Raw genomic sequence first — 26,583 nt, 5'->3', positions numbered from 1 at the left:
TCTAGCAATTAGCTAGGTATTGTTAGTAAACTTAAAACCCAATTAAAGAAAGCAAATCCTAGAAAGTAAAAAACCAGCCATAAGGCTGGTTTTTTATATATGGTGCCCAGAGGCGGAATCGAACCACCGACACGGGGATTTTCAATCCCCTGCTCTACCGACTGAGCTATCTGGGCAAATCTCGGTTTTAACTTTAAATCCCTGGGGATTTTCAATGCAATTCCAAATGGCTCTACCGACTGAGCTAGCTGGGCAAATCTCGGTTTTAACTTTAAATCCCTTGGAATTTAAGGGTAATTCCAAGTCGCTCTACCGACTGAGCTAGACAACAAGGTATTTCCTTGAAGTGCGCGTATAATATAGCGCATCCTTGGCTATGGCAACCTCTTTTTTATGAAAAAAACTCACATGCCTAATTTATGCACAATAATTGACATTAGAGTTCAAAATCATTGAAATCGTCTTCATCCACGGATGTACAAATAAACTGTTCTGGTTTGAAATCGAGCAAAGATGGCTGTTTATTTTCACTATCTGTTTGCTCTTTTTTCTCTTTCGGTGGGGCTTTGCGGCGCTTCTCTCGTTGTAAGCATAGCTTAATGACGCGTTGCTTTTCACTGTTGCTCAAATCTAACCAACCAAACCTCTCATCCCGCGTGCGAAAGCAGCCCTGGCAATAGCCACGGGCATCTGCCTTGCAGACACCGCGGCAAGGGCTCGGCACATCAAAAAAGTCGAGTTGCAAATCTTTCATTCAGTACAACGTTTCTCTGAGTTAATTTAATAAGGTAACGGATGGGTATCTAGCGGCTAGCTAAAAAACAACCAGTTCAATAACTAAATGTACTTCGAAAACAGGCGTATGGCAACTTACACGGCGATTTAAGGCGGATAAATTAGCGTGCGTTTCGGCAATAAAAAACGGCCCTGAGGCCGTTTTTCAAATATCGATAACTGCTAAATGTTAGTCTAGCTTATCCGATGCTATGCGATAATTCGGATCTTCATAGTAATTCAATTCAACCAAATCACCGGCTTTCTTCAACAATAACTTACACTCAGGGCTTAAGTGGCGTAAGTGTAAGGTTTTACCGCGTTTCTTATAACGGTCGGCCAAGGTATCAATTGCTTCAATACCAGAATGATCAGCCACTCGTGACTTTTTAAATTCGACGATGACATCTTTGCTGTCATTTTGTGGATCGAATTGCTCTAGGAAACTGGTTACCGCACCGAAGAACAATGGACCATCAACTTCATATAACGTCCAACCGGTTTGCTCACATTCAGAGCGATGAACGATAACATGCTTGGCATGTTGCCATGCAAATACAAGCGCAGAAACGATAACACCAACGATAACCGCGACAGCTAAATCACTGATTACCGTAACACCTGACACTAAGGCGATGACAAACGCATCGGCTTTAGGAATCTTGCGCATGATACGAAATGAAGACCATTCAAATGTACCGATAACAACAATAAACATAACACCAACTAGCGCAGCCAGCGGTATCATCTCAATTAAGCCTGAAGCGAATAGGATAAAGAACAACAAACCAAGGGCTGCCACAATACCTGACGTTCTGCCACGGCCGCCAGAGTTTACATTGATCATTGATTGACCAATCATCGCACAACCACCCATGCCGCCGAAGAAGCCGTTCACTGTATTAGCGGCACCTTGCGCAACACATTCACGGTTGGCTTGACCATGGGTCTCGGTCAGCTCATCAATCAAGCTTAGGGTTAATAATGATTCAATAAGACCAATCGCCGCCAATACTAACGAGAACGGTAGGATGATCATCAGCATATCCCAGTTCCATGGTACATCAGGGATATTAAAGCTAGGTAAACCACCTTGCAAGGTTCGAGCCGGATCACCAGTCATATCACGGACATAATCAATAACCGTACGCGCATCAACGTCGGTATAAACGGCAATCAAGGTAACCACGACAATGGCAACCAATGACGACGGTACCGCTTTGGTTAACTTAGGTAAGAAGTGAATAATCGCCATGGTCAAAGCAACAAGTGCCAACATGGTGTACATCGCGGTACCTGTCATCCATTCAAATTCACCGGCTTCATTCATCACTTTGAACTGACCTAGCTGGGCAAGGAAGATAACAATCGCTAAACCATTTACAAATCCGAGCATGACCGGATGCGGTACCAGACGAATAAACTTACCGAGCTTGAATATACCGGCGAGAATTTGTATCAGACCGGTTAACAGCACCGCGGCAAATAAATATTGCACACCATGCAAGGCGACAAGGGACACCATAACGACAGCCATAGCGCCGGTTGCACCAGAAATCATTCCTGGGCGGCCACCAAATGCCGATGTAATCAAGCCAACCATAAAGGCAGCATATAAACCAACCAGCGGATCAACACCGGCGACGAATGCGAAAGCCACAGCTTCAGGTATCAAGGCCAACGCAACGGTTATGCCGGATAACACATCATTCTTTAAGCTAGCGACTTTACTCGCATGAAGTTCAAACATGATTTACTCACAAAAGAGAAGAAGAGCTGAGCGCAGTCAAGCACTTAGCTAATAACTATAGTTGTTAAGCCAATAATTGATGGATTAACGCGCAGAAAACAAGCGCGGGATGTTAATGATTTTTGACGTTTTTGTCAATGTAAACGGCAATTTACTGAAAACTAATTCGCTGTCGTCAGCAAGGTTGGATGCCCCGACTATCGCTTAATTCGGGGCTTAGAGTTAAATATGCGGTTTAATAAGATTAATTATGGTATCGATATGATCATCGCGATCATTTAACGCTTTGATGTAATGGAAGGTTTCGCCGCCGGCATCGCTAAATACCTTACGACTTTCAACATCCAATTCTTCAAGAGTCTCTAGGCAATCGGCGCTAAATGCCGGGCTAATCAAGGCAATGTGTTTTACCCCTGCTTGGGCTAATTCCTCAATGGTGTCATCAGTATATGGCTTTAACCACTCTGCTTTACCAAAACGAGACTGAAACGTCATAACAAAATCATCGTCACTAAAGCCGAGTTTTTGTGCCAGTAAACGCGTCGTCTTATGACAAAAACAATAATATGGATCACCATTGCTATGGAACAATTTTGGCATACCATGATATGACAACAATAGCTTTTGTGGCTTGCCATGTTGCTCTATATGCTCATTTATAGACGCTGCCAAAGCATCGATATACCCTGGGTTGTCGTGGTAACTGCCAATAAAATGCAAGCTAGGAATCCAGCGCCAAGATTTGACCTCATCGACCACCGCATCAAACACCGAGCCGGTGGTAGGTCCAGCATATTGCGGGTAAAGCGGCATAACAATAATTTTATTAATGCCTTGGCGTTGGAAGTTTTGTAACGCCTTATCGATAGATGGTTGGCCATAACGCATGGCCAAATCTACCGCAACATAATCACCGTATTGTGCTGCCAACACCTCAGCCACTTTGTCTTTTTGTTGTTCAGAAATCACCATTAAAGGCGAACCTTGCTCGGTCCATATGCTCTGATACAGCTTCGCAGACTTTGCAGGTCGAATGCGCAAGATAATGCCATGGAGGATTATCATCCAGACCAAACGAGGGATTTCAACAACACGCGGGTCACTTAAAAATTGACGCAGGTAAACACGCAATGCGTCGCTTGTAGGCGCTTGTGGCGTGCCTAAATTAGTTAATAACACACCTACCTTGGCTTTGCCTGTGTTGGCAGGCCCTTGGCTGATGTCGGCATCATGAAGCTGTTTATTATTGGCTTTATATCGTGACATTCTGTCGACTCTTAAATACTGCTACCAAGTTGTTTTTCTATCGCCTGAATTAACTCTTTTGAATCCGGGTTTGTCTTAGAATTAAATCGTTCAATGGTTTTGCCGTTGGCACTGACCAAATATTTATAAAAATTCCAATAAGGCGATGCGGTTTTTTCCCCTAAGTGAGCGAAAATTGGATGAGCACCATCACCGCGCACTTCGACCGTGGTAAACATTGGGAACGTGACGCCGTAGTTTACGAAACAGACTTTAGCGGTATCCTTTTCATCATCTTCTTCTTGGAAAAAATCATCTGAAGGGAAGCCAAGAATAACGAGACCTCTGTCTTTGTACTTTTGATACAGCGCTTCAAGGCCTTCAAATTGCGGTGTGAAACCACAATTACTGGCGGTATTGACGATTAAAAACGTCTTACCTGCGTATTGTTCGCAAATAGCGGTTTGCTTACTTGAATTCAAACGAGTGATATTGTGATCAAGAAAGGCTGGGCAAGTGACTTTGTTTATTGCCTCAACATTGCTGTCTGTATCAGCAGCTTGGCTTGTTAGTGACGCAAACGCTAAGCTAAACACGGTTGCGGTTTTGGTAATCATTGGGTATTTCATGGTTTTCTTCCCTATTTAATAGTGTTTATTGTTGTTATTTAACGACACTATCAATGATTAAGTTTAATGGCTCTGCACCTTTAACATTAATTTGTTTGGCTTCGCCTTTATAATCGCCCGCTTTAATGCCAGGTGTTCCTGATTGTGAAATCACGGCAAAAACGTCAACTTGCTCGACCATAGATAAGGTCATTTGGCCATTCATAGACATCGAGTCATCCAAGGTAACGACATACGGTAAATCGCTGGCACGTACTTTAACAGCAGCTAATGGCATTCTTGGACCATTACTGGCGACCGCATAAATAAACACGGTTTTATCGGCTTGGTCTGCCATCAGAGACATGATCTCATCAGACATAGAGACCGATAAGGCAATTGCTGCTACATCAGCACCTGTGTTCGCTGAGCGCTCAGTGCTCTCAGAGTTCATAGTCGCGCTTTCTTCTGCCATGCCGGCAACCGGTACACCTTCCGCACGCATTTGCGCTTCTTTTATGGCTTCCATAAGTGCAGGTGCATTGCTACCCGCATTACCACTGTCAAGAATCTGCTGCCAACTTTGCGAGGCCTGAGTGAAACGGTTATTAAGGAAATGATCCATGCCAATCAACATTAACGTGGTCGCATCATTTGGATCTAAGGTCAATGCCTTAGCCAATAAGTTATCGACTTGCTCATTGCGTTGACGGTTGTTTTTGTAATATATCGATTGCGCTTGCAAGGCCAAAATATCGGCTTGTTCACCTTCAATCTCATTGACCTTACCAAAGGCAACAAAGGCGCTATCGAACTCACCAACATTGGTTAGGATTTGCCCTAACTGAAACCATGCATTGGAATTATCCGGATTATCTTGCACTTCTTTATGTAAGGATTGCAATTGAGCTATGATCATCTGAGCTTGCGACTGCTCACCTTGAGGATGATCAGTTGGCATAGATTGTGCCAATTCGACTTGTTCGTGGGCGCCATATTGCACATACATAACAACACTATAAGCAACAACAAACACGGTCATAATCGCCGGCCAAACAAAGGATGTTTTCTTATCTTTGGCTTCCGCTTCTTTGTCACTGGCATTCATATCCAGTACTAATGATCGATCTAGCTCTTGTTTCAAAAATTCGAAGTTTTCTTGATCGATGCCGCCTTCTTGCAGATCTTTTTCAAGTTCCGTTAGGTGCTCGTAATACAAATCTTTATTGGTTTGACCGCGCATATTTGATTGGTCAGCTTGGTATAAACGGCGTTGGAAAAAATGGCGCCAAATAAACAAAATTGCCAACAACAGTAGCAATACAGCAAAAATATAAAAAGTTGTCATAATGGGCCTTTAGTCCTTGAGAATATCTTCAAGTTGTTTTTGTTGTTCTGCAGACAATGCTTTCGTTTGGCGTTGTTTTTTACGCAACAGCGAAATCACCACGATCAGACCTATTAATACAAACGCCGCCGGACCAAACCAAAGAGCGTAGGTCAGCTCATTTACTTTTGGGCGATACAATACATACTCACCATAGCGCTCAACCATAAAGTTCATGATCTCACTGTCTGAGCGACCATCAAGTAACATGGTGTAGACTTCTTTACGTAAGTCTGCCGCTATTGGTGAATTTGAATCCGCTAGATTTTGATTTTGACACTTAGGGCAGCGCAGCTCATAGTTCAATTCCGCAAAGCGCTTTTTCATTACCTCGTCAGGAAACTCATAGGTATCGATTGGACTAGCCTGTATTGACATCGCCGCCATCGCTGCAAATATCAAGGTCAGTATTGCCATCCATTGTGACTTTGCTATAGATAATCGGTTCATTGCTTAACTACCGCCCATTTCCATTTCAATTTGATTTATTAACGGCAGAAACTCTCGTTGCCATACGTTTTTTTCCAGTACACCAGCAAAACGCTTACGGATAATATTATTGTGATCGACCACAAAAGTTTCCGGTGCGCCATAGACGCCTAAATCGAGGCCAAGCTTGCCATCAACATCGTAGACTGAGAATTGATAAGGGTCTTTGTAATACTGCAACCATTCTACGGCAGCACCGCGCTCGTCTTTGTAATTAATGCCATACACACTAAAGCGAGGATCCTTAGATAACTTAACTAAGAACGGGTGCTCAATTTTACATGACGGGCACCAAGTGGCCCAAACATTGACAATTTTAATGCCCGGATTAAAGTTTTCCGAGGTCATGGTTTGTCCAGCATCTTTTAATTTAGTGAGCTGAAACTGTGGAAACGATTTGCCCACCAAAGCCGACGGCATATCCTGTGGGTTTAAACTCAAACCACGGAATAACAAAAGACCCAACAGTAAAAACAACACTAAAGGGATCAGGCGAATTACAACTTTCATTAACTAAGCTCCAACCTCAGCTTCGGCACTGACAACACCGTTGTCGACAACTTTTTGCTCGCTGCGTTTCGTCTTACGGCGACGATAACGTTTATCCAGCATGGCAAAGATACCGCCCATGCCCATAAAGATTGCACCTAGCCATATCCAACGTACAAACGGTTTGTAATGCACACGCACGGCCCAGGCACCAGCACCGAGTGGATCGCCTAATGCGACATAAACATCACGAAACAGTCCAGGATTAATCGCCGCTTCAGTCATGCCCATGGTTTGCACTCGATATGTGCGACGTTCTGGTTGCAACAAATCGATCATCTCACCGTCATCATACAACGCGATTTGACCTTGTTCCGCTGAATAATTTGGCCCTTCAACGGCTTTAACACCATTGAACTCTACCTCGTAACCTGACACCTCAACACGGGTACCTGGCGACATCTTGATATTACTTTCCTGTTCATAGGTTGACACCATGGTCACACCGACGATGGTAACGCCAATACCAATATGCGCAACCGCCATGCCCAAGTGTGACAAACTAAGGCGCTTGAACTGCCATTGACCTTTGCCAATATGAATTTGATTCTTTAAATCTTTCGCGGCGACCAGCATGACCCATGTCGCTAACGTGATACCAAAAGCAACGGAGCTAATAAATTGACCGCCATATAACACTGGAAATGCCAAACCAAATAATACCGCAAAGATAGATATCCACTTAAGTTGACGACTAAGTTCACCTTTTTTCGCTTTCTTCCAGCGAATCAGAGGCCCAATGCCCATAAAGATAAACATCGTTGACATTATCGGTACGAACACCGCGTTAAAATACGGAGGTCCAACGGATATTTTGCCCATGCCCAGCGCATCAATAATCAATGGATACAGGGTACCGAGTAACACGGTTACCGCAGCTGCAACTAAAAAGACATTACAAATCAGAATCGCCGTCTCACGAGAGACCAATTCAAAGCGCGAGAAACTGCCAACATTGGTACCACGAATTGCGTACAGCAATAACGAACAACCGACGGCAATCGCTAGCAGTACTAATATAAAGCTACCTCGCGTTGGGTCAGCCGCGAACGAATGCACCGATGTCAGTACGCCAGAACGTACGAGGAAGGTTCCCAGCAAGCTTAAGCTAAACGTAAAGATAGCCAATAACACGGTCCAATTTCGAAATGCGCCACGTTTTTCGGTCACCGCTAATGAGTGTATTAACGCGGTGCCAACTAACCACGGCATAAAAGAGGCATTTTCAACCGGATCCCAGAACCACCAGCCACCCCAGCCAAGTTCGTAATACGCCCACCAACTGCCCAACGCGATACCTATGGTTAAAAACATCCATGCGGCTAATGTCCAAGGTCGTGACCAACGTGCCCAAGCCGCATCCATTTTGCCACACATCAACGCAGCTATAGCGAAGGCAAAGGCAACGGAAAAACCAACATAGCCCATGTACAACATAGGCGGATGGATGATAAGGCCAACATCTTGCAACAATGGATTTAAGTCTCGCCCTTCCATCGGCATGTTAGGCAATAAGCGTTCAAATGGATTAGAGGTGAAGATGGTAAAGGCCATAAAGCCAACCGCAACCATGCCCATAATCGCAAGAACACGGGATACAAATGCTTGATCGACATGTTTAGAAAACTTGGCGACCGCCATGGTCCATGCCGTCAGTGAAAACACCCACAGTAATAATGAGCCTTCATGACCGCCCCATACGGCACTAATTTTGAAATAATAAGGAAGCTGCGAGTTCGAATGCCCCGCGACGTACTTTACTGAAAAATCATCAACGACAAAGCAATAGCCGAGCAACAGAATACTTATTGTCGTAAATAAAAACATTGCGCTTGTTAGTGGTTTGGCATAGTTAATAAGTCGCTGGTTTTGACCATACACGCCCACCAAAGGGACTATAGACAAACACACAGCAAACGCCATAGCTATGATAAGCGACAGCAGGCCAAGTTCAGGAATCATTCACTTCTCCAGAATTGCATTAAGCAAACTCTATCTTATTGGGTACACAGTAAAATGGGTAAAATCGAACCATTATACCAACACCGATCAATATTAAAACGTAAATAGCAGCAAAAATGTTTAACAAAGTGCGTCAAAAAGCCATTTAAATCAGCATAACGTATAAGAAATCTAGTTGCACATATACTAGATAACAACAAACAATGCCTATTTGATATAGATTAATTGTATTGGTTCAGCCTCGTAATAAACTGAGCAACAAACTCTGCCAACAACTTTAGTGAATATTTTTATTAAAGTCTTCTTTTGCGACGCACAAAGAAGTAGAATTGGCACTAAAATAAACAACTTATTGAACAACAGGTGGCCCTTGAGCAATACCCCATATTTGCTACAAGCTGACAATTTGACCTGCATTCGTGAAGACCGAATCTTGTTTGAAGATTTGAACTTTTCCGTGAGTGCCGGCGATATTATTCAGATTGAAGGCGCAAATGGCACCGGTAAAACCAGCCTGTTACGAATTCTCTCTGGTTTATCAATGCCTTATGCGGGCCATGTGCGTTTCGCTGGTGAGGATATCCACCACATTAATGAAGAGTTCAATCAAGACTTGTTGTTTTTAGGTCATTTGCCAGGGGTTAAAGGTGAAATGACCAGTGAAGAAAATTTACGTTTTTATCTGAGCTTGCACGGTCTCGATGCCGAACTTGCTGAACAAACCCTTGAACAAGTCAATTTGTATGGCTTTGAAGATGCCAAAGCCGGTCATTTAAGTGCCGGTCAACATCGCCGCATTGCGCTTGCTCGTTTATGGCAAAGTAATGCGCGTATTTGGATCTTAGATGAACCTTTTACGGCAATCGATAAAAACGGCGTTAAAAAACTGGAACAGTTGTTATTAGCCCATGCCGAAAAAGGCGGTTGTGTTATTTTAACCACTCACCAAGACCTAAGTTTGCCGTCAGAGCAGTACCAAAAAATCACCTTAGAGCACAGCTATTATGGAGAATAAGCATGTCATTATCCTATAGCTCTGCCTTTATGCTCATTTTGAAACGCGATTTAACCATCGCCTTTCGTCATCGCGACGACATTGTTAACCCGTTGCTGTTCTTTATTATTGTTTGTTCTTTATTTCCGTTAGGCATTGGCCCGGCAAGCAATACCTTAATGAAAATTGCACCAGGGGTTATTTGGGTTGCTGCCCTGCTCGCCACCTTATTGTCACTGGAACGATTATTTAAAAATGATCACCAAGACGGTTCGTTAGAACAGATGCTATTAAGCCCGTGCCCGAATTTCATCTTAGTTTTAGCAAAAATAACCGCACACTGGTTGATCACTGGGCTGCCGTTGATTATCATCGCGCCATTACTCGGTGTATTACTGAATTTGCATGAGCAAAGCTTTATCGCATTGATGTTAACCCTTTTGGTGGGCACACCCGTATTAAGTTTATTAGGGGCTATCGGTGTGGCATTGACCGTTGGCTTGAAAAAAGGCGGTGTGTTGTTGAGTTTACTGGTATTGCCTTTATATATACCCGTACTTATATTCGCCACTAACGCCATTGATGCAGCCAGTATGAATTTGCCCTATAATGGCCAACTGGCAGTAATTGCTGCGTTGTTTTTTGGTTCTCTAACTTTGGCACCTTTTGCGGTAAGCGCCGCTTTGAAAGTGAGTACAAACTAATATGTGGAAATGGTTACACCCATACGCTAATCCAGAAATCAGCTACCATTTTTGCGGTAAGCTGACACCTTGGTTGACGGCTATCGCCATTATTTTATTGACGGTCGGCATGGCATTCGGCTTGCTATTTTCTCCAGCTGATTATCAACAAGGTGAAAGCGTTCGCATCTTTTATCTGCATGTACCATCTGCCATGTTATCGATGGGCATTTATCTAGGTATGGCCATTGCCGCATTGTGTGGTCTGGTTTGGCAGTTGAAACTCGCTGAAGCATCTATTGCGGCCCTCGCGCCGATTGGTGCGGCATTTACCGCCATAGCATTATTTACAGGCGCCGCTTGGGGCAAGCCAATGTGGGGCACATGGTGGGTATGGGATGCTCGATTAACATCAGAGCTGATCTTACTATTCCTCTATTTTGGTGTGATTGCCTTGCACAATGCTTTTGATGATAAGGCGCTGGCAGGTAAAGCAGCGAGCGTATTGGCATTGGTTGGTGTGATTAATTTGCCGATTATTCATTATTCGGTTGAATGGTGGAACACCTTGCATCAAGGGGCAACCATCTCAAAATTTGAGAAGCCATCGATGTCTACGGATATGCTGATACCATTTTTGATATGTTTTCTCGGCTTCGCCTTTTTGGTTGGCAGTTTATTTTGCGTTCGATTCAGAGCACAAATTATCGAACGAAATGCCATGCGCCCTTGGGTTAAAGAACTTGCGATGAAGGCTCAGTAGGAGAAATAGCATGGCATTTGACAGCATAAGTGAATTTTTTAATATGGGTGGCTATGGCTTTTATGTCTGGCTATCTTATGCGTTTTGCGCGGTATTGCTAACCGCATTAACCATCAACAGTATGGGTATGCAAAACGCTTTGTTTAAAAAAATTAAGCAAAGACTCAAACGTGAGGCCAAACTTAAACAAGCCGCCGAACGTCGTAAACAAGGTATGTAGTATGAATCCTCGTCGTAAAAAAAGATTAACTATTATTAGCTCCATTCTCGCTGGTGTGGCCATTGTTGCCGGTTTATCGCTGTATGCACTTAGCACAAACATAGATTTGTTCTTTACCCCGTCAGAAATCGTTAACGGTAAAGACGATACCGGTGAAAAGCCCGTTGTCGGGCAACGTATTCGTGTTGGCGGTTTGGTTGTCGCTGGTACAGTGAATAGAGATTCAGAAAGTTTAAAAGTACAATTTAAGCTGATTGATACCGGGCCGATGATCACAGTTAAATACGATGGCATCTTGCCAGACCTATTTCGTGAGGGGCAGGGTATTGTTGCACAAGGTACGTTAATAGAACCAACGGTGCTTGAAGCTAGTGAAGTACTGGCTAAACATGACGAAGAGTACATGCCAAAAGAAATCGCTGAAAAAGTTGGCAAGCATCACCAAAAGCCAACTTATAACTAGAGACGCCGTATTACGTCTTTTATAAAGTCCGCCTTATGCGGACTTTTTTGTTTTTATGGCAACAATTGATACCAGTTACAACCTCAATCCGGCCAAATAATGTGCCAAGTTAAGAAAAAAACTTCAAGCAAAGCGCAAAAAAAAAGCGAATTAGGGACTTAAAATGTTTCAAGTTTGCAACAGCCAGCATGGTTGATTACAAACTGTTACAGATGGATGTTTTCCGAAAATTTATCACAAACTACTGTTTTAATTGGAGAAAACCATGGCATCTGGTCGTTTATTCAACAGACACATATTGCTCGATATATAACCAACAACACATGACACCTGTCAAAACATAAAAATAAAAACATAACAATCAATACCTTAAGGCATCATGCAACATATCATTAACAGCTCTTGCGGCTGTGTTACATAGCATTCTCCTTGGTTACACATTTCTCATAAGATGTGACCGAACGTAACGAGCGAATAAAAATTTTAACGCTCATTATCTATCCCCAGGAGTAAATTATGTTTAATAAGAATTTAATAACAAGAGCATTAATGCTTGGTGCCGCAGCATCGACGACGATGTTTTCCGCAAACACCAAAGCTGAAGAAAATGAAACAGCCGATGTAGAACGCATTGAAGTTACCGGTTCTCGTATCAAGCGCGCCGATATGGAAACAGCGAGTCCGGTTACGGTTATTGGTGCTGAAGAAATTCTTGCCTCAGGTGCAACCTCAATCGACCAAGTATTACAAAAAACCACAGCAGCAAGTGGTGCAATGACGAACCCAGGCATTAATAACGGTTCAGGTGGTAACGCGACCATCAACCTACGTGGTTTAGGCTCTAACCGTACCCTAGTGTTGGTTAACGGCCGTCGTATGATTAATTCAGGTACCGGTGCGTCGTCATCAGTTGATTTGAACACCATCCCTGTTTCTATGATTCAACGTGTTGAAGTTCTTAAAGATGGTGCTTCTGCGGTATACGGTTCCGATGCTGTTGCAGGTGTTGTGAACATCATTCTAAAGAAAGATTTTGAAGGCTTTGAGATTAATACCTCTGGTGGTATCTCAGGCGAAGGCGACGGTGAAGAATTTAGCATCGACGTCACCATGGGTGGTTCTTTCGACAAAGGTAATGTTGTCGTTGGTATCCAATATATGGACCGTGGCGAAGTAGGCATGGGTGACCGCGATGGCACTAAGTGTGATTACACCGAAGTTGAAAACGGTAATGGCGATCTTGAACTAGCCTGTGGTGGTTCAAGCTACACGCCATACGGTCACATCTGGTCAGGTGATAAGAGCTTGCAAGGTGAAGAAGGCGGTGGCTGGCACGAATTTGGTGCCGACGACAAGTATAACTACAACCCAGAAAGCTACTTGTACACACCAATGCAGAAACTAAACATCACAGGTTTAGGTACCTATGAAGTGTCTGATTACACCATGTTCTTCTCAGAAATGATGTACTCAAAGCGTTGGTCAGAGCAACAAATGGCACCACAGCCGGTATGGTTTGATTTTGAATACCAAGACTGGATGGGTGACTCGTTACTAGAGCACGGCATCAACTATGGGGACGATATTTCTTACGGTCGTCGTATGACCGACACCGGTGCTCGTGAGTTTTCACAAACGGTTGATACCGTGCGCGTTGTTGCTGGTTTAGAAGGTGAATTGGATAACGGTTGGACTTGGGATACATCAGTAACCTTTGGCCGTAATGACTCTGTAGACAAGCTAGCTAACCTGCACAATATGGGTATGATTCAGCAAGACATTGAAGCCGGTGTATTTAACCCGCTAGATCAATCGTCTTGGCAGCCAGAAACCATGGGTGAGTACGTTTACACTGAAGTAAACAGTGGTGGTAGTGAAATGTTTGTTCTTGCCGGTTCATTAGCCGGTGAAGTTATGGAACTTCCAGCAGGTTACTTAGGTTTCGCAGCAGGCCTAGAAACTCGTACTGAAAAAGCATGGTACACGCCTGACTCGTTAACCTCACAAGGTATGGCAAATGACCCGAAAGTTGACCCAACGGCCGGTGAGTACGATGTAAATGAAGCCTATTTAGAATTGGCTATTCCAGTATTGTCTGACTTGCCATTTGCTGAGCATGTTGAAATCAGTACCGCTGTACGTGCATTTGACTACTCGACATTTGGTAGTGATTCAACCTGGAAACTTGGTTTGACTTGGAAAGTAAACGACCAACTAATGTTGCGCTCTGTAGCCTCAACTGCATTCCGTGCGCCGTCAGTTGACGAGCTTTACGGTGGTGCGTCACCTTCGTTTGACCAAATTTCACACCCGGCAACGGATCAAGAGCAAGCAGAAGTGACCGTTGGTGGTAACTCAGAGCTTACTCCTGAAGAAGCAGATACCTTTACAGTTGGTGTGGTTTACGAGCCAGAGTGGTTAGATGGTTTATCAATCACTGCGGATTACTACCAAATCGAAATCGACAACGCGATCACGCAAGTAGACTCGCAATACATTGTTGACCAATGTTTGGATAATTCTGGTACCCCGATCAATCAAGACTCGGCACTTTGTCAATCAGCTGACATCAGCATGGACAATACTGGCCGTATTAGCTTCAACAACCAACTGCAAAACATTGGTGCAGAAAACACCTCTGGTGTCGATTTAAACATCGCTTATGCATTTGATGCGTTCGGTTTGGATTGGAGAACAGGTCTAGATACCACGTTCCTAAACGAGTACGAAGTTGAAGCGACCGGTGAAACGGTAGATTATGCCGGTGTTATCACAGGTGGTATCGGTAGCTACGCTGAAATCAAGTCTAACTTGTCAGTAGACGTAAGTGGCTCTAACTGGGATGCAGGTTATAAGCTTCGTTATATCTCAGGCATGGACAGCGCCGTATGTTTGGATGATCCATCATCTTGTTACGCGCCGACCACACCAAGCGTTGTCTACCACGATTTGAACGGTGCTTACCACTTCAGCGAAACGCTAACTTTCTCTGGTGGTGTTAACAACATGTTTGATAAAGAGGCGCCTTACTACACTGGTAATAATGATGCCAATACGGACCCGTACACATATGACACTATGGGTCGTTACTTCTTCGCACGCGCTACTATCAAGTTCTAAGCGAAGCAGTTAACTAAAATCAGCAAGCGATGGCATAAGCCATCGCTTCTATTTTTTTAAATTCAATGTATTAACACGTATATTGATTAAAACTTAGGTAAACACCATGTCATTCAAAAAACTCATACGAGAAGAAAGCAAACGATTTGCACAGGCGCCTTATGCCTATACGCTCGCTTTATTCTTGTTAATTTTTGGCTTAACCACATGCTCATGGAGTATTGCTGAACTGCTGGAAATAACGAGTTTTTCTTATAATTACAGCCTGACCACAATATTTTCATTGGCGTTGTCGATTTTCACCTTAATTTTACTCAATATCGAAGCGGATAAATGCCAAACCAAGGACAATCAAATAACACGTAATTGTTAATGCTGTGTCACTTAGACACTAAAGCAATTGCAAGACCTTCGATTTCTTTAATCTGATCCATTACCGCGACAACGACGTCATGTGTGGTTTGTGCGCTGGCAGATATCATCACCGTCGACACCGGTTGTTTAACCAACAAAAACTGCAAACTGGCACTTACCCGCTCGACATCAACCATCCTATTATTGACATAGACTGCCCCGTTATTATCAATTTGCACTAAAATAGACGGCTTCGCTGGGTCTGAATTGGTGTTGTTAAGTTGCGGACGATGTAAGTCCAATCCCGACTCTTTGACAAACGAGGTGGTGACAATAAAAAAGATTAACATGATAAATACAATATCAAGCATTGGCGTCATATCTACGCCAGCGTCTTGATTTATGTGATTGCGCTTTTTCGCCAACATATAATTCCCCTGTTTTTTTGATCGTTTGCTTAGTTGCTTGCTTGGTTACATAGTTACTTGCTTGTTAATGCCTAACCATCACCAGGCCAATCCGCCGCTCAATCTAAACAGCTAAATTTAAACAGCTCTGTAAAAACAACGATCGAGAAACCTTAAAGGGGTTAAATAGATATAAAAAAACGAGGCCAAGCCTCGTTTGTTCAAATTTGATATTGTTAATTCGATTATCCGTCGTCTGCTGACAATAGATAACCTTTACCCCAAATGGTTTTAATTTGGGTTTTTTCTACACCTTGGCTTACCAGTTTATCGCGCAAACGCGACAACCTCACATCAACCGAACGTTCTGACCCGTCATATTCTCTGCCAAGCAATAATTTGTAGATATCATCGCGAGTTAACACTTTACCGGCATTGAACATCAGCAAGCTTAGCAGTTCAAACTCAAACACACTGAGTGATATTTCATTGCCATTGACTTCACATTTTTGCTCACTTGGCGTCAAGGTAATTTCACCAACAGTGACTTTTTGACGGCTATTACTGGCGGTTTTACCTTTACTGCGACGCAATAAAGCTTCGATATGGGCACCAATAAGTTGCGGACTGGTCGGTTTAACTAAATAATCATCAGCACCGACGTTAAATGCGGCTAATTGCTCAGCCTCACTATCGCTTGATGTTAAAAATAGAATAGGACCATTATAAGTCGCTCGCAATTCGTGACAAACCTTGAAACCATCTTTGCCAGGCAAGCCTATATCAAGAATAATCAAATCCGGTTGGATCTTAATTTGACTGCGCGCAGCCTGATCACCACGAAACACCTGATGCACAACATGGGAAGATTTTTCTAAAAATGATTTCAATAGAGACGACAATACCTTGTCATCTTCAACGATCATTATGGTTGAAAACTCGCTCACCGAAGCTAAATCTTTATTCATTTTCCAATCTTTTGGCAAAAGTATGGGTGTGGATTTACACCTTTTGACACGTTGCTTAACGTATTTTGGATACAAATCCGCCTTTTAAACTAATCCTAAATACTAGATCAACTAAATGGTTAAAACTGTTTACAATTGTAACCTGATATTCCTAAAAGTCATGGCACAACAAATAAATGGCGCTAAAAGCTGTGAACGTGTCTCGATTGGGTGGCTTTTATAGCGTTTTATTAATATTTAGCTGTTACATTTACAGGCACATAAATAAAAAGACCGAGGCAATCGCCTCGGTCTTTCAATTAATATCATTTATCCATATGACTAAAATAGCTCGTCATCTAATTCGAACACCACTTCAGCCGCTGATGCCGCTGATGCTGCAAGTGACAATCTACGAGGCAAGATACGGGCAAAGAAATAACGCGCCGTAACCAATTTGCCTTTATAGAAATCATCACTGTCTTGTTTTTCAAGTGACGCTTTTGCCATCATAGCCCATACATAGGCCATTGCGGTATAGCCAAACACATGCAGATAATCACACGCTGCCGTACCTAATTGTTCAGGATTTTTCGCCGCTTTACCAAGAACATCCGTGGTCAGTGACACGAAATCCTCTACAGCTACAGCCAGTGGCTGAATAAACTCCGCCATTTCAGGGGTTTGATTGGCAGCAATAAAGGCACCAACTTCTTCGCCAAATAAGCGTAAGAATGCACCTTGGTTAGCGGCTAATTTACGACCGATTAAATCCATTGCTTGCACACCATTGGTGCCTTCATAAATTTGCGCGATACGAGCATCACGAACAAGCTGTTCTTGGCCCCACTCTCGCACATAACCGTGACCACCAAAAACTTGCTGACCAGCAATGGTATTTTCTAAGCCCAAATCAGAGAAGAATGCTTTGGCCAACGGTGTCATCAACGCTGTTAAGGCCTCACCTTTGGCTTGTTCATCACCACTGGCGTATTTGCTTAAGTCCAGCTGCTTCGAAATATACATCGCCAGAGCACGATTACCTTCGTTAATCGCTTTCATGGTAAGCAACATACGACGCACATCACCATGGACCATTAATGAATCCGCTGCTTTATCAGGTGACTTCGTGCCCGTTAGACTGCGACTTTGTACACGATCTTTAGCGTATTCAACGGCATTTTGATAGGAACGTACGCCTGCGCCTAAGCCTTGGATACCAACACCAATTCGCTCGTAGTTCATCATCGTAAACATACACGCTAAGCCTTTGTTTAACTCGCCGACAAGATAGCCTTCCGCATCATCAAAGTTTAAAACACAGGTTGCCGAAGCATGTATACCCATTTTGTGCTCAACACTGCCGCAAGATACGCCATTGCGTTCGCCCAAGCTGCCGTCGGCATTTACTTTAAACTTCGGCACAAGAAACAGGGAAATACCGCGAGAGCCGGCAGGCGCATCAGGAAGTTTCGCCAGCACTAGATGAATAATATTATCCGTTAAATCTTGCTCACCGCCGGTGATGAATATTTTCGAGCCGGTTAGCTTATAGGTGTCATTTTCACTTGGCACGGCTTTGGTGCGAATCATACCTAAATCGGTACCAGCATGAGATTCGGTCAAACACATAGTACCTGCCCATTCACCACTGTACATACGCGGTAGGTAGGTTTCTCTTAATTGATCTGAACCATGTTTCGCCAGTGACAAACACGCACCGCTGGTAAGCCCAGGGTACAAAGAAAATGCCATATCCGCGCCACACACCATCTCTTCTTGCAGAGCAGTTAGCATTTTCGGCATACCCATGCCACCGAACTCGGTATCACCGCCTAAGCCAATCCAGCCGCCTTCAGCGTAGGTTTGAAACGCTTCTTTATAGCCTGGTGCGGTTGTTACTTCACCGTTATCCCAGCTAACACCAACTTCATCACCTTCACGACTGATAGGTGCAATGACCTGCTCACAAATTTTTGCGCATTCCGACAAAATAGCGTCAGCGGTTTCTTTATCTATATTTTCTGCCAACTGCGGCAGTTGTGACCACATTTGATCCGCTTTAAATACATCATAAAGTAGAAAATTCATATCTTTTAAAGGTACTTGATAATCAGCCACGTCGGCCTCCTGAAAATTATTTAATGCCTATCGCCAAAGTTATTATTTAGTTTAGATTGTATACGGCAATAGATTGAGATCAGTTTAAAATTAAAACCATCAATTAAAACACTTGTTTGAATAATGCTATAACTGGACGGATGTGTAAAGAGCTAATGTCAATAATTTGTCCCACACGGGGCGATATCTTGGCTGATGGCTATCGACAACACCAAAACCAGACAATTCCAGCGAGCAATAGTAGCCCGCAAGAAACCAAGTAACCAAGTAACCAACTGTTTTTAATGAATAATATTCCTTCAAGGCATGACGAAAGCAACGCGTTTGTTATGACAGGCGTTGAGTGTCTTTATGGGTAGATTTGATGAGCAATTAGCAAATAATGGTGCAGGCAGATCACCTTGATGCATCAGCTTGATAGATTAACTGGATGCACTAAGCAATGGCAGAGTTGAGCGGACGCGCCAGTTGTTGCTGTTGAAAGTATTGGCTAAGATATTCTGCATCTTTAGCGACGCCACCTAATGTTGCCGAGCCACGAGTATGCATCCAAGGTAAACCGATAAAGTACATACCGGCACACTCACCAACGCCGCGGTAGTTAACCGGGTAACCCGTTTCATCGAATTCAATATTACCAAGCCAACGATAATCTGGTTTATAACCTGTGGCCCAAATGATGTTTTTAATGTCGGCGATGGATTCACCCTCAAAATCAAGCCTATTGTTTTGTGCTGCGGTAATGCGTGGCAAGGTCGTAACATTACTTTTGCTAAGCAATGCTTTTACATTGGTACCAATAACTGGCTGCATACGCTTTTTTATCTGCCTGCCTAAATAGGAATATTTGTTGAGTGACAAAATACCGAATGACTTTAACCACCACCATAAGGTTTTTCCCAAAAACTGTTGCGGTAACGATGCCATACTGCTGATACCTGAGATGTAGCAATCTCTGTTGGTTTGGGCGACCTCTTTTAGAATCTGCACCCCAGAATCACCACCACCAACGACTAAGGTTTTGCCCGGCTGCAACTGCTCTGGACTCTGGTATTCTCGTGAATGGATTTGAACGATATCATCACCTATATGCTCGGCGCATGATGGTAAAAAAGGCGTATGGAATGGGCCGGTTGCCACTATCACTTGTTGGCACGATAACTCGCCTTGATTGGTATGCAAGGTAAAGGCACCTTGTTGACCTGTGAGCTTTTCAACTTTGGTGTTTAATTGAAGCGGAATATTAAAAGTCGCAACGTAACGTTTTAGATAGTGCGCTACATCATCCTTGTTTGGATACTCGCGTTCACACTCAAATGCTAAGCCCGGCAGGTTATTGTATTTTTTTGGGGTAAATAGAGTCAGCGAATGCCAACGAGATAACCAACTGCTGCCGACTTCAGGACCTGCATCGACGACCAAAAATGACGCGTCTAACGTTTGTAATTGTTGCGCCATGGCCAATCCTGCCTGACTACCACCAACAATAATAAACTGATACATAGAACCTATTACCTTATTCACCGTAAAAACGCGCACATGGTAACAGCATGGATTGGCTAATTAGAGTTGTGCACTAAATTAATGCAAGACTAATCTAGGTAAAGTGTAAACTTGCAACGATTTACCGCTTAAAAAAAGATTATGGTGATTTCACTTTCACCTTGTTATTGATATCTCGACTGCTGCGAATAAGCTCGTCACCGGCTATTTTATTGGCCGATTTTGCTAGTCTATCGTACAACACCACATTCACCGTAGCCGCCAAATTCATACAACCTATGGTCGGGATGTAGACAACGTCGTCAGCGCTGTCGATAACACTTTGACTGATAGTGCCATCTTCTGGACCAAAGACATAATAGGCATTATCTGGGTGTTGATATTCTGGTAATGGCGTTGCCCCTTCGACAAGATCAACACAGACCATGGTTGCCTCTTGCGGTTTACCGGCAATAATGTGCTCGACTTCGGTTAACGGAATCTTTTGCGTTATGTTTTTGGTGTCAGTATGAAATTTCGCTGCGTGACTGTACCGTTGACCGCTATAACATACAGCATTCACCTGATAGTTGCCGCTGGCACGCATCACTGAGCCGACATTAGTGGGGCTTTTAGGGTTTATTAAACCAATGTGTACCTTGCCTGTCGTCATTTGGAGCCTTATTCACGTTACTTAGCTGACATTACGTCGTAAAGGTTTTATTTAGTAATTAAATCAGGGCAATTAAACGCAAAAAAGCTTGCCGAAGCAAGCTTTTTAATGACTACCATTGAGACGCTGTAATGATTACAGGTTTTCTTCGGCAAATGAGGCCAATGAACTACGTACCACACCATTAAGATTTACCGTGGTACTTCCAGGATAATCTTTAAAGCGTTCAACAATATAGGTTAAACCTGAAGTTAACGCGGTTAAGTAATTACTATCAATTTGCGCTAGGTTACCAGAACAAATTAACTTAGTGCCTTGACCACAACGAGTGATGATAGTCTTTAACTGTGCCGCAGTAAGGTTTTGACATTCATCTAAAATGACCACCGCGTTTTGCAATGAACGACCACGCATAAAGTTCACCGATTTAAACTGAATATTAGCCTTTTCCATGATGTAGTTCATGCTGCCGTGCATGCTTTCATCTTGCTTATGTAACACTTCCAAAGAGTCAGTGATGGCTGCCAACCATGGTGCCATCTTCTCTTCTTCGGTACCGGGTAAGAAACCTATCGATTCGGCAATCTCTGGTGTTGAACGGGTAACAATGATTTTCTCATAGGCGCCACGTTCAACCACATTTTCCAATGCACTGGCCAGTGCTAATAAGGTTTTACCACAACCGGCAGGCCCGGTCAGAATGACTAAGTCAATATCTGGATCGAGCAACGCATCAAATGCCATGCCCTGATAAATGTTTTTTGGATGTATACCCCAGGCATTGCGCCCCATTAAGCGCTCATGGCCTAAATCTTGAACCACTAACTTATCGTCGCGTATTTCAACGATTTTGCCGGCAAAGGTTTTATCTTCGTCAATTAAGTATTCATTTATAAAAGCGCCTGGAACGATGTCTTTGTCAATAAGATGCTGGGTGTAACGACCAGTGGTTTCACTGTCACACTCTTGCACTTGTTGCCAAAATTCACCGGTGAATTTGTGATAACCCTTGGTAAGAAATTTGATATCGTCAACCAATTGGTCAGTACGATAATCTTCTACATAGGCAAGTCCAGCACCTTTACCTTTAAGACGCATATTAATGTCTTTGGTCACCAAGACAACGCGTTTGTCTGGGTTATGTTCTTGCAAATACAAAGCACTGTTTATGATACGATTGTCGTTTTCATTGTGGGACAATGCGCCACTTTTTTCTTCCAAGCCAAAGTCATTAAAAATGGACAAGGTACCTGGATTCTCTTGCGTTTCACTGGTATTGGGCAGTGGCACACCTGCTAAAACTTCCTCAGGTGTCGAGTCTTTGAGTACATCCTCTAAAGCTCGTATGGCGACGCGTGCGTCACGACTGACGTCTTTGCGTCTGTCTTTAATACTGTCGAGTTCTTCGAGTACCGTCATGGGTACAACAACTTCATGTTCATCGAAGGAGAGAAAAGCGAAAGGTTCGTGGAGAAGAATATTGGTGTCTAGTACATAAAGGGTGCTTTTTTCTATCATAGTTAGTCCTACAGCGCTTAGTGGTTTAACTGAATGTTGTTACCAGTTCCACTGGCAGAGCAGCATTCGCTAAAGTAAGAGTATGTTGCCTGTATTCCTCCTTTTTGTAGCCATCCTTAAAACCAATCTGACAGCTTTTTACATAACTTACAAGGGGCAAATATGAAATATAGATGAAGATTTTTAATTTGATTCTATGCTTATATTCGGGGTGCCGTGTTCTCGTTTAATAAAGACTGTGTATTATCTGGCGAACAGGTTATCGCAAGACTTGCATTTGTGCGTTAATCATAGGCTGCGATGGTTCGCTGTTTAGGAACTACACAAACATCTCGATTTACATAAATAAGGGGTGAAAACTCCGGTCTAAATCGTTACCATAGCGCCCTTTTTTGCATTGCCCTCGGTGTGGAGTTTATCAATATGACGTTTTCTTTGGGTCAGCGCTGGATCAGCGACAGTGAATCAGATCAAGGTCTGGGTACAATTGTCGATATTTCTGGTCGTTTTGTCACGGTGTTATACACAGCAACCGGCGAATCTCGCCAATACGCGATTAAAGATGCGCCTCTGACTCGGGTTATCTTCTCCGTCGGAGATGTCATTCCTTCACACGAAAATTTCAGTATTACCGTTAGCGAGGTTCAATCTACCGACGATCTGTATACCTATATTGGTGAACGATTGGATAACGGTGAGACCGTCGCGTTAAAAGAAATGATGCTAGATCATTTCATCAAATTTAATAAACCACACGATCGCTTAATGAATGGTCAATTTGATCGTTTAGACTGGTATCAACTGCGTAAATCATCTTTGCAATATCAATATCAACAGCAGCAATCCGATCTCACCGGCTTACTCGGTGGTCGTGTTTCATTGATTCCACACCAGCTACATATTGCTGAAGAAGTTGGTAAACGATTTGCTCCAAGAGTATTGCTTGCCGATGAGGTGGGCTTAGGTAAAACCATAGAAGCAGGTTTGATCATCCATCAGCAGCTGGTATCTGGCAGAGCACAACGGGTTCTTATTGCCGTGCCAGAATCATTGATGCACCAATGGCTGGTGGAAATGTTGCGCCGCTTTAATCTCAGGTTCAGCATTTTTGATGAAGAGCGATGCCAACAATATGATGGTGAAGAAAACCCATTCAGTAGCGAACAACTGGTACTCGTCAATCTCGATTTCCTATCTCACAATGCTGAGCAATTTGAAAATATTGCTAACGAAGATTGGGATCTGTTGGTGGTCGACGAGGCACATCATCTGCAATGGTCAGCAAGCGAACCTTCGGTTGAATATCAATGTATCGAAATTCTTGCCCACAGTATTCCCGGTGTGTTGTTGCTAACCGCAACACCAGACCAACTTGGTCATGAAAGCCATTTCGCACGATTGCGCTTGCTAGATAGTAATCGTTTTTATGACTACCAAGCGTTTCTCAAAGAAGAAGGCGGCTATCAACAAGTTGCCGATGCAGCCAATAGTGTATTAGCAGAGCAAGGCTTAACGAGTGCACAGCAAACCACGCTAAAAGAGCTGATTGCCGAGTCTGATATCGAACCACTGCTGATTGACTTGCAACAGGATAATGATCGCCGAGATAACGCCAAACAGTCGTTACTATCCATGTTGTTAGATCGACATGGTACCGGTCGTATTCTATTTAGAAACTCGCGAAATACCATAAAAGGCTTTCCAAAACGTCAGCTATTTAGCCAAGAATTGGCGTTACCTGTGCAGTATGACGCAGTCATGAATCAGCTAATTGAAAGCTCGGATATAGAAGAGTTAAGAACGCGCGACGTAAGTAAGTACCTATTTACCCCAGAAGCCCTTTACCACCTTGATCCCCGAGAAGAAAGCTGGACAGAGTTTGATCCTAGGGTCGACTTTTTAATCGACTTGTTATTGCAAAATCGTCAGCAAAAAGTTCTGGTTATTTGTGCACATGCACAAACGGCAAAAGACCTTGAACAGGCGTTAAGAATAAAAGAAGGCATTCGTGCCGCAGTTTTTCATGAAGGTATGAGTATCTTCGAACGCGATAAAGCGGCAGCCTATTTTGCTCAGCAAGAAGAAGCTGCGCAAGTGTTGCTGTGTTCTGAAATCGGTTCCGAGGGACGCAACTTCCAATTTGCCCACCATTTGGTGTTATTCGATTTACCAACCAACCCTGATTTATTAGAGCAGCGTATTGGTCGCCTCGACCGAATTGGACAAACCGAGGATATCGCCTTACATGTGCCTTATTTTGCCAACTCGCCGCAAGGCATGTTGCTCAATTGGTACCATAATGCACTCGATGCGTTTGAGCATACCTGCGTCACTGCTCGTGCGGTTTATGAGCGATTTTCTCATGACGTTAATACGTTAGCCTTGCAAGGAATATGGCAAGACGAAGCGATGACTAACCTGATTGAAGCGAGCAAAGAGCTGCATTTGCAACTCAAACAAGACCTTGAACAAGGTCGCGATAAACTGTTGGAGATCAATTCATCAGGCCAAGGACACGCTCAAACCTTAGTAAGTCGTATTGCCAAGCAAGATGCCAGTTTTGACTTGCCAACGTATATGTTTGGCGTGTTTGACGTGTTCGGTCTTAATCAAGACGATCGCAGTGACAATGGCATCGCTTTGACACCTAGCGAGCATATGCTTAGTGCCAATTTCCCACATTTACCAGAAGATGGTACCACGGTCACCTTTGATCGCGACACGGCGTTAAGTAATGAAGATTATCAACTACTTAGTTGGGATCATCCGATGGTTACTGGTGCTATGGACATGGTGCTTAGTGATGATATTGGTAATGCCAGTATCGGTATTTTAACCAACCCAGCGATTCCTGTCGGTACCTTCTTTGTTGAGTGCATTTATACCTTAGCAGCGATGGCACCAAGCCAGTTGCAAGTGGGCCGTTATCTGCCAACCACACCAATCCGTATATTGCTTGATAAAAACGGCAATGATTTATCAGACAAGGTTGCCGAGTCGGTATTCGATAATCAGTTATCCCCGGTGAAAAAACAGGTTGGTTTGCAGTTAGTTAAGGCACTTAAGAGTCAAATCCCTGCTATTGTCGATAAAGCGGAACAGCACAGTAACAGCAAAGTCGCCAGCCTTATTGCCAAGGCAAAACAGCAAATGCAAGAATCACTGGCGCAAGAACACCAGCGTTTAACCGCCCTTGCGAGCATTAATCCTAACGTGCGACAATCTGAGATTGATTTTATTGTTCATCAACAACAAGAGCTTGAACACGTTATTGATCATGCGCAATTAAAGTTTGAAGCCATTCGCTTAATTGTGGTCAGTAGCTAAGTTGGCCATTCATTACACGTAGTAAGGTTGTCATGAGCGCTAATCCTGATTTTGTATATCGACCACCTATGAGCCCTTATCTGGATATTATTTATCTGGATGAGGACTTATTGGTATTAAACAAGCCAAGTGGCCTGTTAACCGTGCCTGGTCGCCTAGCAGAACATCAGGATTGTTTGCAAACTCGGGTACAGCGAGTGCTGCCAACAGCCACCATTGTGCATCGTCTTGATATGGCGACATCCGGTATCATCATCATGGCGCTTAACAAACAAAGTCATGTTGCCATATCCCGTCAATTTGAAAAACGCCAGACGAAAAAGTACTACCTCGCCCGTGTGCACGGGCAATTAAAACAAAAACAAGGCAGCGTAGATTTACCCTTGATATGTGACTGGCCGAATAGGCCAAAGCAAATGGTATGTCATGAGCGTGGCAAACAAGCCCTTACTCACTATAAAGTCTTAGAAGAACAGCGAGAATATAGTTTGCTGGAACTGAAACCGATAACGGGTCGCTCGCATCAACTTAGGGTGCATATGTTGTCTTTAGGTCATCCGATTCTTGGTGACCGCTTATATGCTCATGCTTCGGCGCTCGCGTTAGCCGACCGCTTGCAGTTGCATTCTCGATACTATGCTATTTATCACCCAAAAACCGGCGAGCAGTTAGAATTTCTCGCGCCGTGCCCATTTACCTAGTTTTTGAGCTAGTACTTATAATAGTTTGCTTGTTAGCGGGCGGTAA

23 protein-coding genes and 1 tRNA gene are annotated in these 26,583 nt (G+C 43.4%); 9 read left to right on the top strand and 15 right to left on the bottom strand.

The genetic code is table 11. The annotated features are described in order from the left end of the window. Positions 1–100 precede the first annotated feature (100 nt). From HII16_RS05835 to HII16_RS05795, 9 genes are all read right to left on the bottom strand, one after another. Positions 101–176, bottom strand: a tRNA-Phe gene (locus HII16_RS05835). Positions 177–436: 260 nt separating this feature from the next. Beyond that, entirely contained in the window at positions 437–754 is a 318-nt protein-coding gene (locus HII16_RS05830; protein WP_169128307.1) for a DUF1289 domain-containing protein, read from the bottom strand. Between the two features lie 210 nt (positions 755–964). Continuing rightward, the gene (locus tag HII16_RS05825) at positions 965–2,524 is read right to left on the bottom strand and encodes a SulP family inorganic anion transporter (RefSeq protein ID WP_135439156.1); all 1,560 of its coding nucleotides are present in this window, start codon (positions 2,522–2,524) and stop codon (positions 965–967) included. A 222-nt stretch (positions 2,525–2,746) separates the two neighbouring features. Continuing rightward, a complete protein-coding gene (hemH, locus tag HII16_RS05820) occupies positions 2,747–3,790 on the bottom strand; it encodes a ferrochelatase (protein ID WP_135439155.1) in 1,044 nt (347 codons plus the stop codon). Between the two features lie 11 nt (positions 3,791–3,801). Then, positions 3,802–4,398, bottom strand: a complete 597-nt coding sequence (locus tag HII16_RS05815; protein WP_169128305.1) for a glutathione peroxidase — start codon at positions 4,396–4,398, stop codon at positions 3,802–3,804. 34 nt (positions 4,399–4,432) lie between these two features. Next, a complete protein-coding gene (ccmI, locus tag HII16_RS05810) occupies positions 4,433–5,725 on the bottom strand; it encodes a c-type cytochrome biogenesis protein CcmI (protein WP_169128303.1) in 1,293 nt (430 codons plus the stop codon). 9 nt (positions 5,726–5,734) lie between these two features. Then, positions 5,735–6,214 (bottom strand): cytochrome c-type biogenesis protein, encoded by a 480-nt coding sequence (locus HII16_RS05805; RefSeq protein ID WP_169128300.1) that lies wholly within the window; start codon positions 6,212–6,214, stop codon positions 5,735–5,737. A gap of 3 nt (positions 6,215–6,217) precedes the next feature. Then, positions 6,218–6,763 carry a DsbE family thiol:disulfide interchange protein gene (locus HII16_RS05800; RefSeq protein WP_135439152.1) on the bottom strand — a complete coding sequence of 182 codons (546 nt, stop codon included), beginning with the start codon at positions 6,761–6,763 and terminating at the stop codon, positions 6,218–6,220. A gap of 3 nt (positions 6,764–6,766) precedes the next feature. Beyond that, positions 6,767–8,764 carry a heme lyase CcmF/NrfE family subunit gene (locus HII16_RS05795; RefSeq protein WP_169128298.1) on the bottom strand — a complete coding sequence of 666 codons (1,998 nt, stop codon included), beginning with the start codon at positions 8,762–8,764 and terminating at the stop codon, positions 6,767–6,769. Between the two features lie 370 nt (positions 8,765–9,134). Between HII16_RS05795 and ccmA the strand changes: the two genes are divergently transcribed. The 7 genes from ccmA (at position 9,135) to HII16_RS05760 (ending at position 15,380) form a co-directional block, all read left to right on the top strand. Further along, positions 9,135–9,779 carry a cytochrome c biogenesis heme-transporting ATPase CcmA gene (ccmA, locus tag HII16_RS05790; protein WP_169128296.1) on the top strand — a complete coding sequence of 215 codons (645 nt, stop codon included), beginning with the start codon at positions 9,135–9,137 and terminating at the stop codon, positions 9,777–9,779. Further along, a complete protein-coding gene (gene ccmB, locus HII16_RS05785) occupies positions 9,776–10,462 on the top strand; it encodes a heme exporter protein CcmB (protein ID WP_135440478.1) in 687 nt (228 codons plus the stop codon). The genes ccmA and ccmB overlap by 4 nt, the downstream gene beginning before the upstream one ends. 1 nt (position 10,463) lies before the next feature. Beyond that, positions 10,464–11,204: a heme ABC transporter permease gene (locus tag HII16_RS05780; RefSeq protein WP_169128294.1), complete on the top strand. Its 741-nt coding sequence runs from the start codon at positions 10,464–10,466 to the stop codon at positions 11,202–11,204. A gap of 10 nt (positions 11,205–11,214) precedes the next feature. Continuing rightward, positions 11,215–11,424, top strand: a complete 210-nt coding sequence (ccmD, locus tag HII16_RS05775) for a heme exporter protein CcmD (protein WP_135439148.1) — start codon at positions 11,215–11,217, stop codon at positions 11,422–11,424. Between the two features lies 1 nt (position 11,425). Beyond that, positions 11,426–11,887 (top strand): cytochrome c maturation protein CcmE, encoded by a 462-nt coding sequence (gene ccmE, locus HII16_RS05770; RefSeq protein WP_135439147.1) that lies wholly within the window; start codon positions 11,426–11,428, stop codon positions 11,885–11,887. 516 nt (positions 11,888–12,403) lie between these two features. Beyond that, the gene (locus HII16_RS05765) at positions 12,404–15,007 is read left to right on the top strand and encodes a TonB-dependent receptor (RefSeq protein WP_169128292.1); all 2,604 of its coding nucleotides are present in this window, start codon (positions 12,404–12,406) and stop codon (positions 15,005–15,007) included. 106 nt (positions 15,008–15,113) lie between these two features. Then, a complete protein-coding gene (locus HII16_RS05760; RefSeq protein WP_169128290.1) occupies positions 15,114–15,380 on the top strand; it encodes a hypothetical protein in 267 nt (88 codons plus the stop codon). A 7-nt stretch (positions 15,381–15,387) separates the two neighbouring features. Here the strand turns inward: HII16_RS05760 and HII16_RS05755 are convergent, their stop codons facing one another. The 6 genes from HII16_RS05755 to HII16_RS05730 all read right to left on the bottom strand — a co-directional run bounded on the left by HII16_RS05755 (position 15,388) and on the right by HII16_RS05730 (position 22,509). Then, complete coding sequence (locus HII16_RS05755; protein ID WP_211183414.1) at positions 15,388–15,789, bottom strand: biopolymer transporter ExbD; 402 nt, start codon at positions 15,787–15,789, stop codon at positions 15,388–15,390. A gap of 224 nt (positions 15,790–16,013) precedes the next feature. Beyond that, on the bottom strand, positions 16,014–16,736 hold the full coding sequence (locus HII16_RS05750) for a response regulator transcription factor (protein WP_169128288.1): 723 nt from the start codon (positions 16,734–16,736) through the stop codon (positions 16,014–16,016). A 321-nt stretch (positions 16,737–17,057) separates the two neighbouring features. Continuing rightward, positions 17,058–18,836 carry an acyl-CoA dehydrogenase C-terminal domain-containing protein gene (locus HII16_RS05745; RefSeq protein ID WP_169128286.1) on the bottom strand — a complete coding sequence of 593 codons (1,779 nt, stop codon included), beginning with the start codon at positions 18,834–18,836 and terminating at the stop codon, positions 17,058–17,060. Positions 18,837–19,271: 435 nt separating this feature from the next. Then, positions 19,272–20,339, bottom strand: coding sequence for an NAD(P)/FAD-dependent oxidoreductase (locus HII16_RS05740; RefSeq protein ID WP_169128284.1), 1,068 nt, complete (start codon positions 20,337–20,339; stop codon positions 19,272–19,274). A 139-nt stretch (positions 20,340–20,478) separates the two neighbouring features. Further along, positions 20,479–20,991 carry an RNA methyltransferase gene (locus tag HII16_RS05735; protein WP_169128282.1) on the bottom strand — a complete coding sequence of 171 codons (513 nt, stop codon included), beginning with the start codon at positions 20,989–20,991 and terminating at the stop codon, positions 20,479–20,481. Positions 20,992–21,126: 135 nt separating this feature from the next. Further along, positions 21,127–22,509, bottom strand: a complete 1,383-nt coding sequence (locus HII16_RS05730; protein WP_169128280.1) for a PhoH family protein — start codon at positions 22,507–22,509, stop codon at positions 21,127–21,129. Positions 22,510–22,932: 423 nt separating this feature from the next. Here HII16_RS05730 and rapA point away from each other — a divergent pair, with 423 nt between their 5' ends. Together rapA and rluA are read left to right on the top strand one after the other, a co-directional pair. Beyond that, positions 22,933–25,836 (top strand): RNA polymerase-associated protein RapA, encoded by a 2,904-nt coding sequence (gene rapA, locus HII16_RS05725; RefSeq protein ID WP_169128278.1) that lies wholly within the window; start codon positions 22,933–22,935, stop codon positions 25,834–25,836. A 32-nt stretch (positions 25,837–25,868) separates the two neighbouring features. Then, complete coding sequence (gene rluA / locus HII16_RS05720; protein WP_169128276.1) at positions 25,869–26,537, top strand: bifunctional tRNA pseudouridine(32) synthase/23S rRNA pseudouridine(746) synthase RluA; 669 nt, start codon at positions 25,869–25,871, stop codon at positions 26,535–26,537. Positions 26,538–26,583: the final 46 nt, after the last annotated feature.

The sequence above is a fragment of the Thalassotalea sp. Y01 genome (assembly GCF_012932945.1).
In the GTDB taxonomy this organism is placed as follows: domain Bacteria; phylum Pseudomonadota; class Gammaproteobacteria; order Enterobacterales; family Alteromonadaceae; genus Thalassotalea_A.
Note: the sequence above shows the minus strand (reverse complement) of the source record. Positions and strands in the feature narration are given on the sequence as shown.

Coding starts and splice junctions, on each gene's coding strand:
- HII16_RS05805 (WP_169128300.1), bottom strand. CDS start 6,214: ATGAACCGATTATCTATAGCAAAGTCACAATGGATGGCAATACTGACC.
- hemH (WP_135439155.1), bottom strand. CDS start 3,790: ATGTCACGATATAAAGCCAATAATAAACAGCTTCATGATGCCGACATC.
- HII16_RS05825 (WP_135439156.1), bottom strand. CDS start 2,524: ATGTTTGAACTTCATGCGAGTAAAGTCGCTAGCTTAAAGAATGATGTG.
- HII16_RS05765 (WP_169128292.1), top strand. CDS start 12,404: ATGTTTAATAAGAATTTAATAACAAGAGCATTAATGCTTGGTGCCGCA.
- rapA (WP_169128278.1), top strand. CDS start 22,933: ATGACGTTTTCTTTGGGTCAGCGCTGGATCAGCGACAGTGAATCAGAT.
- HII16_RS05795 (WP_169128298.1), bottom strand. CDS start 8,764: ATGATTCCTGAACTTGGCCTGCTGTCGCTTATCATAGCTATGGCGTTT.
- HII16_RS05760 (WP_169128290.1), top strand. CDS start 15,114: ATGTCATTCAAAAAACTCATACGAGAAGAAAGCAAACGATTTGCACAG.
- HII16_RS05780 (WP_169128294.1), top strand. CDS start 10,464: ATGTGGAAATGGTTACACCCATACGCTAATCCAGAAATCAGCTACCAT.
- HII16_RS05735 (WP_169128282.1), bottom strand. CDS start 20,991: ATGACGACAGGCAAGGTACACATTGGTTTAATAAACCCTAAAAGCCCC.
- rluA (WP_169128276.1), top strand. CDS start 25,869: ATGAGCGCTAATCCTGATTTTGTATATCGACCACCTATGAGCCCTTAT.
- ccmE (WP_135439147.1), top strand. CDS start 11,426: ATGAATCCTCGTCGTAAAAAAAGATTAACTATTATTAGCTCCATTCTC.
- HII16_RS05800 (WP_135439152.1), bottom strand. CDS start 6,763: ATGAAAGTTGTAATTCGCCTGATCCCTTTAGTGTTGTTTTTACTGTTG.
- HII16_RS05815 (WP_169128305.1), bottom strand. CDS start 4,398: ATGAAATACCCAATGATTACCAAAACCGCAACCGTGTTTAGCTTAGCG.
- ccmD (WP_135439148.1), top strand. CDS start 11,215: ATGGCATTTGACAGCATAAGTGAATTTTTTAATATGGGTGGCTATGGC.
- HII16_RS05730 (WP_169128280.1), bottom strand. CDS start 22,509: ATGATAGAAAAAAGCACCCTTTATGTACTAGACACCAATATTCTTCTC.
- HII16_RS05755 (WP_211183414.1), bottom strand. CDS start 15,789: ATGTTGGCGAAAAAGCGCAATCACATAAATCAAGACGCTGGCGTAGAT.
- HII16_RS05750 (WP_169128288.1), bottom strand. CDS start 16,736: ATGAATAAAGATTTAGCTTCGGTGAGCGAGTTTTCAACCATAATGATC.
- HII16_RS05740 (WP_169128284.1), bottom strand. CDS start 20,339: ATGTATCAGTTTATTATTGTTGGTGGTAGTCAGGCAGGATTGGCCATG.
- ccmI (WP_169128303.1), bottom strand. CDS start 5,725: ATGACAACTTTTTATATTTTTGCTGTATTGCTACTGTTGTTGGCAATT.
- HII16_RS05830 (WP_169128307.1), bottom strand. CDS start 754: ATGAAAGATTTGCAACTCGACTTTTTTGATGTGCCGAGCCCTTGCCGC.